Consider the following 15279-nt stretch of genomic DNA (forward strand, 5'->3'; position numbering starts at 1 on the left):
GGCGGCACCTACTACCCGACGGCCACCCTCCAGTCCACGGCCAACGGCACCGCCTCCGCGCCGGTCACCCTCACCGCGTACGGCTCGGAGACCGTGAAGATCGACGGCTCCAGCCTCCCCGCCGGCGGCTGGATCCTCAAACTGACCGCCGACTACTGGAACGTCTCGAACCTCACCTTCCAGAACTCCCCGGACAGCGCCGTCGTCTGCCAGTCCTGCACCGGGACCAACTGGAACAACATCAAGACGATCAACGGCGGCGACTCCGGCTTCACCCTCACCGGCGACGGCACGGCCAACAACACGGTGAAGAACATCGACAGTTACGGCCACTACGACGCTGCCAACCACGGCGAGAACGCCGACGGCATCGCCGTGAAGTTCGGCTCCGGCACCGGCAACCTCATCACCGGGGCCCGCCTCTACAACAACTCCGACGACGGACTCGACTTCTGGTCCTTCTCCTCGCCCGTCACCGTCGAGCACACCTGGGCCTTCGGCAACGGCGCCAACCGCTGGTCCGACTCCGCCTTCGCGGGCGACGGCAACGGCTACAAACTGGGCGGCGACGGCGAGGTCGTCGCCCACGTCGTCAACAACTCGGCCGCCTGGGGCAACGCCGGAAACGGTTTCACCGAGAACTCCAACACCGGCGCCATCAGCATCAACCGCACCACCTCCTACGCCAACGCCAAGTGGGGCTACTACTTCGCGACCGGCGCCGCGAAGCTCGGCAAGAACCTCGCGGTGAGCAACGCAGGCGGCCAGGTCAACAAGGGCTCCAGGGTCACCTCGGCCGGCAACAACTGGGACTCCGGCATCGGCACGCCCGCCTTCCGCTCCACGGACGCCTCCACCACGTACAACGCCCGCCAGTCGGGCGGCGCGCTGCCCGTGACCACGTTCCTCACCACCGGCAGCACCACCATCGGGGCGACCATGAACTGACCGCGGCGAAACTATCGACCTCTTTTCGCGGGGCCCGGCAACCTTTCCCGGCCACGGCGGCGACTGGAGAGCGGAAACGCGCCGGATGACGGACCTCTCCGGCGCGTTTCTCTCCATCCCCTCAGGAAAGGAACGCCCCGTGCGTTTGAGCACCGGACGCCACCGCAGGACGCGCACCCTCTCGATCGCCGCCGCGGTGGCGCTCGCCTCAGGGGCGGGCGGCGTCTACCTCGGCCTGGCGGACGACGGCGCCCAGGCCGCGTCGACGACGGTCACCGTGTCGACCGCCGCACAGCTGGAGACGGCCGTGCGGAACGCCGCCGCGGGCACGGTCATCCAGGTCCGAGGCGGCACCTACTACCCGACGGCCGGCCTGAAGTCCACGGCCAGCGGCACCGCCACGAACCGGATCACGCTCCAGGCGTACGGCGGCGAGAAGGTGAAGATCGACGGGTCCAAGCTGCCGGCCGGCTCCTGGCTCGCCGGGATCTACGGCAGCTACTGGACCGTGCAGAACCTCACCTTCCAGAAGTCCCCGGCCCAGGGCTTCGTGGTCACCTCCTCCACCGGGGGAGTCTTCAAGAACCTGGTCACCGCCGGCAACGGCGACACCGGTTTCACCCTGCGAGGCGACAACACCGTCGGCAACCTCGTGCAGAACCTCGACAGCCACGGCAACTACGACGCCACCGGACACGGCCAGAACGCGGACGGCATCGCCGTCAAGTTCGGCTCGGGGACGGGCAACCGGATCACCGGCGCCCGTCTCTACAACAACTCCGACGACGGCCTCGACCTGTGGCAGTACTCCACGCCCATCACCATCGACCACACGTGGGCCTTCGGCAACGGCAAGAACCGCTGGAGCGACACGGCCTTCGAGGGCAACGGCAACGGCTTCAAGCTGGGCGGCGGAGGTGTCGTCGTCGCGCACGTCGTGAACAACAACGCGGCCTGGGACAACACGCTGAACGGGTTCACCGAGAACTCCAACCCCGGTGCGATCGTCCTGAACCGCAACACGGCGTACGCCAACGCGCAGGCCGGCTTCTACTTCGCGACCGGCAAGGCCCGCCTGGCCCGCAACCTCGCCGTGGGCAACAAGGGCGGCCTGTCCAAGCTGGGCTCCTCGACCGTCTCGGCGGCGAACAACTGGGACGGCGGCGTCACCACCCCGGCCTTCAGGTCGACGGACGCGACGACGGCGTACGGCGCCCGCAAGGCGGACGGGGCGCTGCCGGCGACCACGTTCCTGACCACCGGGTCCACCACCATCGGTACGACGATGAACTGAGCGGGCGGCGAAACGCCCCCGCCGGTGACCGCCGGCGGGGGCGTTCTTCCGTGCGGGCCCGAGAGGGGCTCAGGCCAGCAGGTCCACGCAGTCGAACGAGGTGCCCGGGCTCAGGAAGGCCGTGCCGCTCGAACCGCTCACGATGTTCAGCTTCAGGACGTTGTCCTGGTCCGTCCGCCAGGCCGTGGCCGGCACGTTGAAGGTGAACACGTGGTTGTTGCCCCGGTACGACCCCGTGGTGAGGGACCGCGTCGAGGGCTGGGAGGGGGCCGCCGGGACCGGCGACACCCAGTCGTTCACGGTGACCCGGGGCCGGCCGCCCGCGAAGGCGTCCGTCACGCCGACGCGCAGCGTGTGCGCGGCGGCGGCCTGCTCCTTCGTCAGCCTGAAGAAGACCTGGACGCCGTCGTTGACCTCCTTCCACATGTAGGCGGGGAAGGAGGCGGCCTCGTCGCCGCCGCCGAGGGTGACGTTCCCCGTCCACTTCGCCGCGCGGGCGTCGGAGGGGTGCGCGTACGTCATCAGCTCGGCGTTCTTGAACTCGCCGGGCGTGCCGTCCCAGTCGCCCAGCCGCCACAGGGTGCGGGCCGTGGAGGGGTCACCGGTGATCGAGATGGTGTTCATAGCGGTCGCGCCGCCCGCCGTCACCTTCACCGACCGCGTGTGCACGGCGAGTTCCCCCTTGAAGACGGTGAGGGTGTACGTCCCCGGCAGCATCCCCTTGCAGGAGAACGCGCCCGTTCCCGCCGCCGCCTTCGCCCAGTACTGGGCGTCCGCGTTGGCGAAGCCCACCGTGTAGGGGTACTTCGCGTCCATGCCCTTCAGGCCGACGCCCGCCACCCTGCCGCGGCCCGCGGCACCGACCCAGCCGGTGATGCCGAGGCCGTCGACCCAGGAGGTGTCCAGCCTGTCGTGCGACAGGGCGGCGGAGGGGGCGCCGCCGTCGGTGAAGGACAGGACGTAGGGGCCCTGGAGACCGAAGCGCTGCGGCTCCGTCTGGGCCTGGTTGTAGTGCAGGATCTCGTACAGGCCGGCGCCGAGGTCGTTGGAGTGGCGCAGCAGCGACCGGTAGAAGGGGCCGCCGGAGGCCTTCTCGTGGTTGGAGCGGACGATCCACAGGCCGACCGAGCCGGTGGTGAGACCGATGTGGTCGTAGTCGATCACCCGCTTGCCCGAGTAGTGCTTGGAGTGCGTGGTGCCGTCCGCGCGCCGCCAGACGTCGCCCGCCTCGATGACCTTGTCGGAGGCCTCGATCCAGGAGTCGGGGCCCTCGTTGGGGAACATCCCCGGCTTGAGGCGGACCAGGAAACGGGTCGCGGTGAACGAGGCGTCGGCCTTGTCCGTCCACAGGTAGACGTTGTTCTGACCGCTGCGGGCCGCGTACCACTGGGTGATCGCGCCGTGCACGACCTTGATCAGGACGGTCTGGCCGGACCGCTTCACGGTGACGGTGGAGGCGCCGAGGCCGGACTCCACGTGCGAGTGCCTGCCGCCGTAGCCCTCGTACTCCTTGCCCTTGTAGGCGAGGGAGGTGAGGTCGCCGGTCGTCTTGGAGACCTTGAAGACGAGTGAGGCGCCCGTGTCGACGACGTAGTTCTTGCCGTCGTCCGAGTAGCCGAACGCGGCGGCGGACGCGGAGGAGAGGAGGCCGGTGCCTCCCGCGACGGCGGCGCCGGTGACGGCGACGCCGATCGCGGAGGCCCCGAGCACACGCCGACGCGTGAGGTGTCTCTTGTGCGTGCTCAAGGGAAGGTCGACCCGCTTACTTGTACGTGATGTCGGACGGCGCGAACTTGCAGGTCTTGCCGTCGGCGCCGGTGCCCAGCTCGGTGGGCTCCTTGCCGGTGTTGTTGCCCTTGAAGCGGACGCAGGTCTTCGTCTTCTTCTTCGGGTCGCCCTGGACGCGGATCTTCGACAGGGTCGCAGTGTCGCCGTAGTTGGCGTTGACACCGACGATGACCTTCAGGGGCGCCACGATGTCGATGTCGCTCAGCACGATCGTGCGCTTGTACTGGGTCTTGCAGTTGCCGCAGGAGCGGACCAGCTTCCCGGAGTTCTCCACCCGGAAGCCGGTCACGATCAGCTTGCCGGCGCCGTTGAACTGGAGCACCTTGTCGGCGCCGTTCTTCGCGCCGCCGCCGATGACCTTGTACACGGACGAGGCGGACTTGCCCTTGAAGCTGGCGGCGTCCTCGCCGACGTCCAGCCACCACACGTTCTCCAGCGTGCAGGAGCCCTTGCAGTGGACGCCGTCGGCGCCCGGCGTGCCGATGATCACGTTCTTCAGGACGGCGCCGTCGGCCAGTTCGAAGATCGGGTCCTGGCCCTCGTCCTGGCCGCTGCCGCCCAGAGCGCCGGCCCCGGAGAACTTCGTCAGCTTGCCGTCGTAGGTGCCCGTGACCTTGATGGTCGAGGACACCGCCTTGCTGCCCTTGGCCGTCGGCCAGGTCGAGGCGGCGCCCGCGGACGAGAGCATCGTCGTGGTGACGATCGCGGCCCCGGAGACGGCGAAGGCGGCGGAGCCCGCGATCAGCGCACGCCGCTTGGTGACCTTGCGGCGGTGGCGGACGCGCGGTTCAGCTGGTGCAGTCATGTACCGATTCCTCAAGTGCTTGGTGACTCTTGCGCCTTGTGGTCGTCACCGGTGAGGAAAGGGTTGCCGCTTCGCCGAAACTTTTCTCCGGAACCTCTACGAGTCGCCCTCGTCGTCGTCCCGGGCCGCGAAGTCGCCGCCCACGGAGTTCTTCTGGCCGTCGGCCCCGCCGACGACCACGTAGCTGTCGTCCCTGGCGTCCCGGCCGCCCCGGTCGTGGTTGTACTGCCCGGCGAACACCCACTCGCCCTCGGGGACCGTACGGCCCTCCTTGAGCACCCAGGTGTAGAGCAGGAAGCCGTCCCGCTCCTCGACCGTGAGCGTGAAGTCGCCCTCGGGCAGCGCGCGCCAGGCACCCGTCGAGACCACCCCGCCGCTCTGCGCGACCTTCAACTGCACGGTCAGCTCCGTGAGTCGCTCGGAGGTCTTGATCGTCACATTGCTCTGCGCCCAGAAGTCGTTGCTGTGCGGGTCCACCGAGCCGTCCGACCACAGCGGGCCGTCCTCGGTGTCGTCGACGGCCGGCAGCGGAGCCGGCGCGGAGGCGGAGGGCTTGACCTCCGCCGACTTCGACGGCGAACTGCTCGGCTCGGCCTCCTTCTGCCCGCCGCCACCCGAACCGGGCGTCGCCTTCGGCGAGGCCGGCGGACGGCTCGTCGCGTCCGGGGACTCCACCGGCGGCGGCGAGACGGAGACCGACTGCTGCGGCGGGTCGTCCTTCACCGCGGACGCCACCGCGTAGCCGCCGACCGCGAGCATGCCCGCGACCGCGGCCGTGGCGCTCACGATGCGCGCCCAGCCCCACAGGGCCGGGCGGGTCGACCGGTGAGTGCCGGGCCGTTCCTGCTCCACCATGCCGCGCTCGATCCGGGCGAGGATCCGCTCGCGGTTCGGCTCGTACGCCTCGGCCGCCCCGTGCAACCGGGCGCGCAGCTCGCCGTGCACGTCCCGCTGCATCGTCATCGGTCCCTTCCTCCGGCCTCACCCGTGCGCGCCGCCATCACGGCGTGCACCTTCCGCGAACCCCCAGTGGCGCCGAGCAGCTTCTGCAACTCGGCCATTCCCTTCGAGGTCTGGCTCTTCACCGTACCCACCGAGACGCCCAGAGCGAGCGCGGTGTCCTTCTCCGAGAGGTCGAACGCGTGCCGGAGCACCACGCAGGCCCGTTTGCGGAAGGGGAGTCTACGCAGGGCCGACTGGACGTCCACCACGCCCGCGACGTCCGGGTTGTCCGTCTTCTCCTCGCGCTGCGACCAGAACAGGGCGACCCGGCGGCGCTCACGGACCGCGCTGCGGATCCGGGTGCGGGCCAGATTGGCCACGACGCCTCGCGCGTACGCCACCGGGTGATCGGCCGCGCGCACGCGGTCCCAGCGCTGCCAGAGTGCGAGCAGCGCGTCCGCCGCCAGATCGTCGGCCGCGTCCGCCTCGCCGGTCAACAGATGAGCGAGCCGGGCCAGTTCGGCGTGGTGGCGTTCGAAGAAGGCATGGAACTCCACGGAGGCGGCGTCGTCGACGACTGTGCCCACGGGTGACCTCTTCTCGATGCGGAATCTGCACCCCGGCGGGGGTGGATGCTGTGCGTGTCATGTAAATGACATGGGGGAGTCCCGGGGAGACGGCCAGGACGAGATCCGGAGCGTAGCAGTGATCAATCGGCTGTTCGGTACAGGGGTTCGAACGGTGTATGACAGACCGAACCCTGATTCCGTAACACGGCGAAAACCTGAACGGGGTTCAGCGGGGGAACAATCCAGCCAGCATCCGCACACTGATCACCAGGTCACGAGGAGTCTCCGTCATGTCCGAAACGCAGAAGGCGGCCGGCCGGCCGAGTTCACCGCCCGCGGCGGTGAACAGCGTCGACCGGTTCTTCAAGATCTCCGAACGGGGGTCGACCTTCGGCCGGGAGATACGCGGCGGCTTCGCCACGTTCTTCACGATGGCCTACATCCTTGTCCTGAATCCCATCATCCTGGGCAGCGCCAAGGACAAGTTCGGGCACCAACTCGACGCCGTGCAACTCACCACCGCCACCGCCCTCGTGGCCGCCGTCATGACCGTCATCATGGGCATCGGCGGCAACCTCCCGCTGGCCCTCGCCGCAGGACTCGGCCTCAACGCCGTCGTCGCCTTCCAGATCGCCCCGCTGATGAGCTGGGACGACGCGATGGGCCTGATCGTCCTCGAAGGCCTGCTGATCTGCGTGCTGGTGGTGACCGGCCTGCGCGAGGCCGTCATGCACGCCATCCCGCAACCGCTGAAGCAGGCGATCAGCGTCGGCATCGGCCTGTTCATCGCCTTCATCGGCTTCGTCGACGCCGGCTTCGTCAGCCGCATCCCCGACGTCGCGGGCACCACGGTCCCGGTTCAGCTCGGCGCCACCGGCACCCTCGGCGGCTGGCCGATCCTCGTCTTCTGCCTCGGCGTGCTGCTGACCATCGGGCTGCTCGCCCGCAAGGTCAAGGGAGCCATCCTCATCAGCATCGTGACGATGACGCTCCTCGCGATCGTCATCAACTCCGTCGCCGACATCAAGTCCTGGGGCCTGACCACGCCCGCGTGGCCCGACAAGCTCGTCGACACCCCCGACTTCGGACTGATCGGACACTTCAGTCTGTTCGGCGCGTTCGGCGAGACCACCGTCATCACGGTCGTCCTGCTCGTCTTCACGCTGATCCTGTCCGACTTCTTCGACACCATGGGCACCGTCGTCGGCATCAGCGCCGAGGCGAAGCTCCTCGACGACGACGGCAAGGTGCCCAACCTGGGCCGCGTGCTGCTCATCGACGGCGCGGCGGCGGTCGCGGGCGGCGCGGCCTCCTCGTCCTCCGCGACCTCCTACATCGAGTCGGCGGCCGGCGTCGGCGAGGGCTCGCGCACCGGGTTCTCCAACCTGGTCACCGGCGCCATGTTCGCCCTCGCCCTCTTCATGACCCCGCTGCTCACCATCGTGCCGCTCCAGGCGGCGGCGCCCGCGCTGGTCGCCGTCGGCTTCCTGATGATGACCCAGGTCAAGTCCATCGACTGGGACAGGTACGAGATCGCCATCCCCGCCTTCCTGACCATCGCCGTCATGCCGTTCACCTACTCGATCACCAACGGCATCGGCGCTGGGTTCCTCGCGTTCGTCGTGATCAAGACGGTGCTGGGCAAGGCGAGGGACGTGCACTGGCTCATGTGGGGGGCGTCGGCCCTGTTCGTCGTGTACTTCGCGATCGACCCGATCGAGCAGGTGCTCGGCGTCAAGTGAGGACGCTGCGCGATCGGCTGCGGCGCCGTCGTGGCCGGTCGCGCCCACGCGGCGGAGCCGCATGTCGGACACGGCCCCGCGCCCCTAGCTGATCGCCGCCTGCATCATCGCCCTCGCCACCGGGGCCGCCAGACCGTTGCCGCTCACCTCCGAGCGGGCCGCGTCCGACTGCTCCACGACCACCGCCACGGCCACCTCCTTGCCGCCGCCGCCCTTGGCGTACGAGGTGAACCAGGCGTACGGCGTCCGGCTGTTGTTCTCGCCGTGCTGGGCCGTGCCCGTCTTGCCGCCGACGGTCGCCCCCTCGATACGGGCGTTGGTGCCGGTGCCCTCCTCGACGACCGTCCGCATCGCCGACCGCAACTGCTCGGCGGTGCCGGAGCTGACGACCTGCGTGGTCGAGGCCTCGTCGTCGTAGTCGGTGAGGACGCTCCCGCCGCCGTCGGTGACCTGCGAGACCATGTGCGGCGCCACCAGCTTGCCGCCGTTGGCCAGGGCGGCCGACACCATGGCCATCTGGAGCGGGGTGGCGGTCACGTCGAACTGGCCGATGCCGGTGAGGGCGGTCGACGACTCGTCCATGCCGGAGGGGTACACGCTCGGGTAGGCCCGCACCGGAACGTCCTGCGTCTCGTCGTCGAAGCCGAACTTCTCGGCCGTCGCCCGCAGCTTGTCCTGTCCGAGTTGGACGGCCATGTGCGCGAAGACGTTGTTGCACGAGTACTGGAGCGCGACCCGGATCGTGGCGTCCTCGCAGGGCGCCGAAGGGTTCTCGTTGCTCAGCACCGTGGTCGTGCCGGGCAGCGTGTACGGGTCCGCGCTGTCCGTCCTCTCGTCCACCGACGCGTAGAGCCCGTCCTCCAGCGCGGCTGCCGCCACGACCAGCTTGAACGTCGACCCCGGCGGCAGCGGCTGGCGCAGCGCCCGGTTGGTGAGCGGCTTGTCGGCGTCCGCGGTGAGCTTCTTCCAGGCCGTGCCCGCCGTGTTGGCGTCGGTGAGCGAGGACGGGTCGTACGACGGCGTCGACACCACCGCGAGGATCCTGCCCGTCACCGGGTCGATCGCGACGGCCGCGCCCTTCTTGTCGCCGAGCGCGTCGTACGCCGCCTTCTGCACGGCCGGGTCGATCGTGGTGATCACGTCGCCCGGGTCGGCCCGCTCGCCCGTGACCGTGTCCACCGCGCTCTTCAGCCGGGGGTCCGTGCCGTTGAGCAGGTCGGCGTAGATGCCCTCCAGCTGTGTCGGGGCGTAGGCCTGCGAGGCGTAGCCCGTCACCGCGGCGTACAACTCGCCGTCCGTGTACGTGCGTCTGTACTTCAGGTCGCTGTCCGGCGTGGCCGCCGAGCCGGTGACCGGCCTTCCGGCCACGATGATGTTCCCGAGCGGCCCCGCGTACGTCTCGATCGCGTTGCGCCGGTTGTCCTTGTCGTCCGCGAGCGCCCGGCCTTCGTAGAACTGCACCCAGGTCGCCCGGATCAACAGGGAGAACACCAGCAGCAGCGCGAAGACGGAGGCACGCCTGATCGTCTTGTTCATCGCGATCGGACAGACGAACGGGATGGAAGCAATCGTTCCCATCCGCCCGGATTTCTCATCGAGCGTTCATGAAGCCGGCTTCGTGCGCCGCGCGGAGGTCAGCCCTCCAGGACCAGGACGACCTCGTCGATCTCCGCACCGCGCGCTTCGGCGAACCCCGTGGCCCGCGCGCTCAGCCTGAAGCCGCACTTCTCCAGGACCCGCCGCGAACCGGCGTTGTCGTCCGCGGCGCGCGCGTACAGCGGGCGCTCGGGGACCTCCGCGAGGAGGGCGGACAACGCGGCGGTGGCGATACCGCGCCCCCAGTAGGCGCGGTCGACCCAGTACGTGACCTCGCGCTCGCCCGGTTCGCCGTAGACCGCCGCGCTGCCCACCACGTCACCGTCCGCCAGGATCGCGCGATTCACGGCGGTGGAGGCGCGGATCTTCTTCCAGTGGGCGTCGAAGGCGGCCCGGTCGGCCGGGTCCTTCGCGGTGAACGCGGCCATCCACAGGGACTCGGGATCATTCATCTGCCGGTAGAACACCGGCAGATCGCTGTCATGGACCGGGCGCAGGGCGATCTCCATGCCTCAGAGCCTACGGGTCGCCAGTGTCAGCCGGTCACGCGCGTCGAACAGTGCGTCCTTCACCAGCTGCTCGTGCGCGGGCGTCAGCCGGGCCACCGGCACCGAGCAGCTGATCGCGTCCCGCGCCGGGGTGCGGTAGGGGATCGCGACGCCGAAGCAGCGCAGCCCCAGCGTGTTCTCCTCCCGGTCCACGGCGAAGCCCTGCTCACGGACCTGGTGCAGTTCCTCGATGAGCTTCTCGCGGTCGGTGATGGTGTGCTCGGTCAGCGCGGGCAGCGTCTCCGGGAGCAGCTTGCGGACCTGCTCGTCGCTGTAGGTGCTCAGCAGGGCCTTGCCGAGGGAGGTGGAGTGGGCAGGCAGCCTGCGGCCGACCCGGGTGAAGGGTCGCAGGTAGTGCTGCGACTGGCGGGTGGCGAGGTACACCACGTTGGTGCCGTCCAGCCGGGCCAGGTGGATGGTCTCGGTGGTGTCGTCCGACAGCCGGTCCAGCGTGGGACGGGCGGCCGCGACCACCTCGTCGCCGTCGATGTAGGAGGTGCCGACCAGCAGCGCCCTTACACCGATGCCGTACCGCGTGCCCGTCGCGTCCGTCTCCACCCAGCCCAGCTCCACCAGCGTGCGCAGCAGCATGTAGAGGCTGGACTTGGGATACCCGACGGCCTCCTGGACCGACGCGAGGGAGTGCATACCGGGGCGGCCGGCGAAGTACTCCAGCAGTTCAACCGTCCGCACCGCGGACTTGACCTGCGCCCCGCCCCCCGTCTCGCCAGCCGACATCGCCCTTGACCCCTTCGTTCGACGGGAAATAGTCTCCAACAGCATATTCAGCATCAGAGACAGCGTTCAGCATATCGAACGTCCCTGGTGGTGAGGTAAGTACAGCGGCATTGCGATGCGGCATCGAACGTGGAGGGACCCGCGGTGGCAGCAGCACCAGTCTGGAGTGTCGACCCCCGAACCGGGAAGCAGCGTGAACAGGTCGCGGTCGAGGCCACGGCCCAGGAGGTGGACTCCGTCGTCCGCGCCGCGCACGGTACACGGGCGGCGCTCGCCGACCGCGCCGTCCGCACGGCCTTCCTGCGCACCGCCGCGGACCGGCTGCAGGCGGCCAAGGACCAGCTCGTCGAGGTGGCCGACGCGGAGACCGCGCTCGGCCCGGTCCGGCTGACCGGCGAACTCGCCCGCACCTGCTACCAGCTGCGCGCCTTCGCCGACATCGTCGAGGAGGGCGACTTCCTCGACGTCGTCATCAACCACCCCGACGACACCGCGACCCCGCCGGTGCCCGACCTGCGCCGCTACAAGGTGCCGCTGGGCGTCGTCGCCGTCTACTCGGCGTCCAACTTCCCCTTCGCGTTCTCCGTCGTCGGCGGCGACACCGCGAGCGCGCTGGCCGCGGGCAACCCGGTCGTCGTCAAGTCCCACCCCGACCACCCCGGCCTGTCCGAGCTGGTCGCCAAGGTGGTCCGCCTGGCCGCCGCCGAGCACGGCATCCCCGCCGAGGTGCTCGGCCTGGTGCACGGCTTCGAGGCGGGCGTCGAGCTGATCAAGCACCCGCTGATCGCCGCCGCAGGCTTCACCGGGTCCATCCGTGGCGGTCGCGCGCTGTTCGACGCGGCGGCGGCGCGGCCCGTGCCGATCCCCTTCCACGGCGAGCTGGGCTCGCTCAACCCGGTCGTCGTGACCGAGGCCGCCGCCGCCGAGCGCGCGGACGCCATCGGAACCGGCCTGGCCGGCTCGATGACGCTGGGCGTCGGACAGTTCTGTGTGAAGCCGGGCCTGGTCCTCGTACCGTCCGGCGCGGCCGGTGACGGCCTCGTCAAGTCGCTCACCGACGCGGTCAGCGACACCGACGCGGGCGTCCTGCTCGACCACCGCATGCGCGACAACTTCCTCGCCGGTGTCGCCGAGCGGGCGCAGCTGCCCGAGGTCGAGACGCCGGTCACGCCCGGAGCGGGCGGCGAGCACACCGTCAGCGCCGGCTTCCTGACGGTCCCGGCCGGGAAGCTCGCCGACGAGGGGGCGTACGACCTGCTCCTGGAGGAGTGCTTCGGCCCGGTGACCGTCGTGGCGCGCTACGACGACGACGACCAGGCGCGGTCCGTCCTCTCGCGGCTCCCCGGCAACCTCACCGCCACCGTGCACCTGTCGACGCAGGAGGCCGCGGGCGAGGGCCGAGGCGCCGAGATCCTCGCCGAGCTGACCCCGCTCGCCGGCCGTGTGCTCGTGAACGGCTGGCCGACCGGCGTGGCCGTGGCCCCCGCACAGCACCACGGCGGCCCCTACCCGGCGACCACCTCCACCTCCACCTCGGTGGGCGGTACGGCCATCGAGCGCTGGCTGCGCCCGGTCGCCTACCAGAACACCCCTGAGGCGCTGCTGCCGCCCGAGCTGCGCGACGACAACCCGCTGGGCCTGCCCCGGCGCTTCAACAACCACCTCGAGCGGTGACCGGCACCGGGCGACAGTAAGGAATCTGGGAAACTCTGAGCATGGACCTCGAACTCGCCGAACTTCCCTTCCCGTTGCGCACCTACGGGCCCGACGGGCACTGGAGCCACGAGGACGGGGTCCTCACCGGATGGGCCGGTCCCCGCCAGGACCGGTTCGTGTCGCCCACCGCGGAAGCGCTCGACCCGGCCGCCGACGCGCCCCGGCTGCTGGGGGCGCCCGTGGGCGACTTCCAGTTCATCGCCCGGGTGACCGTCGGCTTCAACGCGGGCTTCGACGCCGGGGTGTTGTACGTCCACGTCGGTGAACGGGCCTGGGCCAAGCTCTGCCTGGAGTACTCCCCGGACGTGCCCACCGTCTGCACGGTGGTCACCCGCGGCCACTCCGACGACGCCAACTCCTTCACCGTGGACGGCAGTTCCGTCTGGCTCCGGGTCAGCAGGACCGGCCGCGCCTTCGCCTTCCACGCCTCCCGCGACGGCAAGCACTGGATCTTCGTCCGGCTGTTCACGCTGGGCGACGAGAAGGAGACGGGCGCGGCCCTCGTCGGCTTCATGGCACAGGCGCCGATGGGCGAGGGCTGCGTCGTCACCTACGACCACCTGGAGTTCCGCCCGACCTGGCCGGACGACCTGCGCGACGGCAGCTGACCGGGGGCGACTCGTTTCGGTGAACGGGGAATGAGCCCGACCGTTTGAATGTTCACATACTCGGCGGAGGGATTCTCCGTACCCGCAGACCTGGAGAGAGCCGAGACATGCGCGTCGAGATCTGGAGCGACATCGCCTGCCCGTGGTGCTACGTGGGCAAGGCCCGCTTCGAGAAGGCGCTCGACGCCTTCCCGCACCGTGACCAGGTCGAGGTCGTACACCGCTCCTTCGAGCTGGAGCCCGGCCGCGCCAAGGGCGACGTCACGCCCGTGCTGACCATGCTGAGCAAGAAGTACGGCATGAGCGAGGCACAGGCCCAGGCCGGCGAGGACAACCTCGGCGCCCAGGCCGCGGCCGAGGGCCTCGACTACCGCACCCGCGACCGCGACCACGGCAACACCTTCGACATGCACCGCCTGCTGCACTTCGCCAAGGAGCGGGGCCGCCAGGACGAGCTGATCCAGCTCCTGTACCGGGCAAACTTCGCCGAGGAGCGGTCCCTGTTCGTCGAGGGCGACGAGCGGCTCGTGGACCTGGCCGTCGAGGCCGGTCTCGACGCCGACGACGCCCGCACGGTCCTCGCCGACCCGGCCGCCTACGCCGACGAGGTCCGCGCCGACGAGGCCGAGGCCGCCCAGCTCGGCGCGAACGGGGTGCCCTTCTTCGTCCTCGACCGCGCGTACGGCATCTCCGGCGCCCAGCCCGCCGAGGTCTTCGCCCAGGCCCTCACCCAGGCCTGGGGCGAGCGCTCCCCGCTCAAGCTCGTCGACCAGGGCGACGCGGAGGCCTGTGGCCCCGACGGGTGCGCCGTACCGCAGCACTGAAACGCGCGGCAGGTGGCGAAAGGCGCAGGTGACGGTGGATCTATAAGCTGTCCTTAGGGAAACCGCGTAAAGATTCGCCATGGACTTCGACTTCCGTGGGTCGCAGAGTTGACCCATGGAGACCTTCGAGAGCCTCGTCCGCGCCGAGTTCGCGCCGAAGAGCACCTACCTGAACACCGCGAGCAACGGCCTGCTCCCCGCCCGTACCATCACCGCCCTGCACGAGGCGGCGCTGCTGCGGGCCGAGGGCAGGCCGCTGACCTCGCTGTACGAGGACGTGGAAGCCAGCCGGGCTGCGTACGCCCGGCTCGCCGGCGTCCCCGTCACGCGGGTCGCGGCCGGCGCCTCGGTCGCCGCGCACACCGGCCTCATCGCCGCCTCGCTCCCGGCGGGCGCCGAGGTCCTCACCGCGGAGGACGACTTCACCTCCGTGCTCAACCCGTTCCACGTCCGCGGCGACCTCAAGGTCCGCGCGGTCCCGCTGGAGCGGATCCCCGATGCCGTCCGCCCCGGCACCGCGCTCGTCGCGGTCAGCGCCGCCCAGTCCGCCGACGGACGGATCGTGGACCTGCCCGCCCTGCGCGAGGCGGCCCGCACCCACGGCGCCCGCACCTACGTCGACTTCTCCCAGTCCGCCGGCTGGCTCCCGATGGACGCCGACGCCTACGACTACTCCGCCGCCGTCTCCTTCAAGTGGCTGCTCGGCCCGCACGGGGCCGCCTTCCTCGTGGTCCCGGAGGACTTCGGCGGACTCACGCCGGTGCTGTCGGGATGGGTCGCCGGAGAGGTGCCGTGGGACAGCTGCTACGGACCCGTCGCCGAACTCGCCCACTCCGCACGGCGGTTCGACCTCAGCCACGCCCTGTTCACCTACGCGGGGCTGCGCCGCTCCCTCGATCTCATCGAGGAACTCGGCGTCACCGCCGTACAGGCCCACGACCTCGCCCTCGCCGACCGGTTCCGGGCCGGGCTCGCGGCCCTCGGCCACGAGCCCGTGCCCGCACCTGGTTCGCCGATCGTCTCGGTGCCCGGACTCGGCGCCCGGCAGCCGGAGTTGAGCCGCGCCGGGATCGAGGTCTCCAACCGCGCGGGCAACCTGCGCGCGGCCTTCCACCTGTTCAACACGACGGCCGACGTGGACCGGCTCCTGGACGTGCTCTC

At 70.2% G+C, this 15279-nt stretch carries 14 protein-coding genes; 7 read left to right on the plus strand and 7 right to left on the minus strand.

Annotation, left to right across the window (positions count from 1 at the left end; all coding sequences use genetic code 11):
* Positions 1-948 (plus strand): right-handed parallel beta-helix repeat-containing protein (locus tag BZL64_RS24810; protein WP_086771413.1); only part of this gene is annotated, 948 nt, incomplete at its 5' end.
* Positions 949-1087: 139 nt separating this feature from the next.
* Positions 1088-2242 (plus strand): right-handed parallel beta-helix repeat-containing protein, encoded by a 1155-nt coding sequence (locus tag BZL64_RS24815; RefSeq protein WP_086771414.1) that lies wholly within the window; start codon positions 1088-1090, stop codon positions 2240-2242.
* A gap of 69 nt (positions 2243-2311) precedes the next feature.
* On the opposite strand, the gene BZL64_RS24820 is transcribed toward BZL64_RS24815, so the two are convergent.
* The 4 genes from BZL64_RS24820 to BZL64_RS24835 all read right to left on the minus strand — a co-directional run bounded on the left by BZL64_RS24820 (position 2312) and on the right by BZL64_RS24835 (position 6364).
* Positions 2312-3952, minus strand: coding sequence for a rhamnogalacturonan lyase B N-terminal domain-containing protein (locus BZL64_RS24820; protein WP_425276065.1), 1641 nt, complete (start codon positions 3950-3952; stop codon positions 2312-2314).
* Between the two features lie 52 nt (positions 3953-4004).
* Positions 4005-4835 carry a pectate lyase gene (locus BZL64_RS24825; protein ID WP_086771416.1) on the minus strand — a complete coding sequence of 277 codons (831 nt, stop codon included), beginning with the start codon at positions 4833-4835 and terminating at the stop codon, positions 4005-4007.
* Positions 4836-4931: 96 nt separating this feature from the next.
* Complete coding sequence (locus BZL64_RS24830) at positions 4932-5798, minus strand: hypothetical protein (protein WP_086771417.1); 867 nt, start codon at positions 5796-5798, stop codon at positions 4932-4934.
* Complete coding sequence (locus tag BZL64_RS24835) at positions 5795-6364, minus strand: SigE family RNA polymerase sigma factor (RefSeq protein WP_086771418.1); 570 nt, start codon at positions 6362-6364, stop codon at positions 5795-5797. The genes BZL64_RS24830 and BZL64_RS24835 overlap by 4 nt, the downstream gene beginning before the upstream one ends.
* A 272-nt stretch (positions 6365-6636) precedes the next feature.
* Between BZL64_RS24835 and BZL64_RS24840 the strand changes: the two genes are divergently transcribed.
* The gene (locus BZL64_RS24840) at positions 6637-8088 is read left to right on the plus strand and encodes an NCS2 family permease (protein ID WP_086771419.1); all 1452 of its coding nucleotides are present in this window, start codon (positions 6637-6639) and stop codon (positions 8086-8088) included.
* An 84-nt stretch (positions 8089-8172) separates the two neighbouring features.
* Here BZL64_RS24840 and BZL64_RS24845 read toward each other — a convergent pair whose 3' ends face one another.
* From BZL64_RS24845 to BZL64_RS24855, 3 genes are all read right to left on the minus strand, one after another.
* On the minus strand, positions 8173-9624 hold the full coding sequence (locus tag BZL64_RS24845) for a peptidoglycan D,D-transpeptidase FtsI family protein (RefSeq protein WP_086771426.1): 1452 nt from the start codon (positions 9622-9624) through the stop codon (positions 8173-8175).
* Positions 9625-9722: 98 nt separating this feature from the next.
* Positions 9723-10193 carry a GNAT family N-acetyltransferase gene (locus tag BZL64_RS24850; RefSeq protein ID WP_086771420.1) on the minus strand — a complete coding sequence of 157 codons (471 nt, stop codon included), beginning with the start codon at positions 10191-10193 and terminating at the stop codon, positions 9723-9725.
* A gap of 3 nt (positions 10194-10196) precedes the next feature.
* Positions 10197-10970 carry an IclR family transcriptional regulator gene (locus BZL64_RS24855; protein WP_086771421.1) on the minus strand — a complete coding sequence of 258 codons (774 nt, stop codon included), beginning with the start codon at positions 10968-10970 and terminating at the stop codon, positions 10197-10199.
* Positions 10971-11114: 144 nt separating this feature from the next.
* On the opposite strand from BZL64_RS24855, the gene BZL64_RS24860 reads away from it, so the two are divergent.
* The 4 genes from BZL64_RS24860 to BZL64_RS24875 form a co-directional block, all read left to right on the plus strand.
* Positions 11115-12644 carry an aldehyde dehydrogenase (NADP(+)) gene (locus BZL64_RS24860; protein ID WP_086771422.1) on the plus strand — a complete coding sequence of 510 codons (1530 nt, stop codon included), beginning with the start codon at positions 11115-11117 and terminating at the stop codon, positions 12642-12644.
* 41 nt (positions 12645-12685) lie between these two features.
* Positions 12686-13294, plus strand: a complete 609-nt coding sequence (locus BZL64_RS24865; protein WP_086771423.1) for a DUF1349 domain-containing protein — start codon at positions 12686-12688, stop codon at positions 13292-13294.
* Positions 13295-13401: 107 nt separating this feature from the next.
* The gene (locus BZL64_RS24870) at positions 13402-14118 is read left to right on the plus strand and encodes a DsbA family oxidoreductase (protein WP_086771424.1); all 717 of its coding nucleotides are present in this window, start codon (positions 13402-13404) and stop codon (positions 14116-14118) included.
* A gap of 115 nt (positions 14119-14233) precedes the next feature.
* On the plus strand, positions 14234-15279 hold a 1046-nt coding region (locus tag BZL64_RS24875; protein WP_086771425.1), incomplete at its 3' end, for an aminotransferase class V-fold PLP-dependent enzyme.

Source organism: Streptomyces bobili (assembly GCF_002154575.1).
In the GTDB taxonomy this organism is placed as follows: Bacteria; Actinomycetota; Actinomycetes; order Streptomycetales; family Streptomycetaceae; genus Streptomyces; species Streptomyces bobili.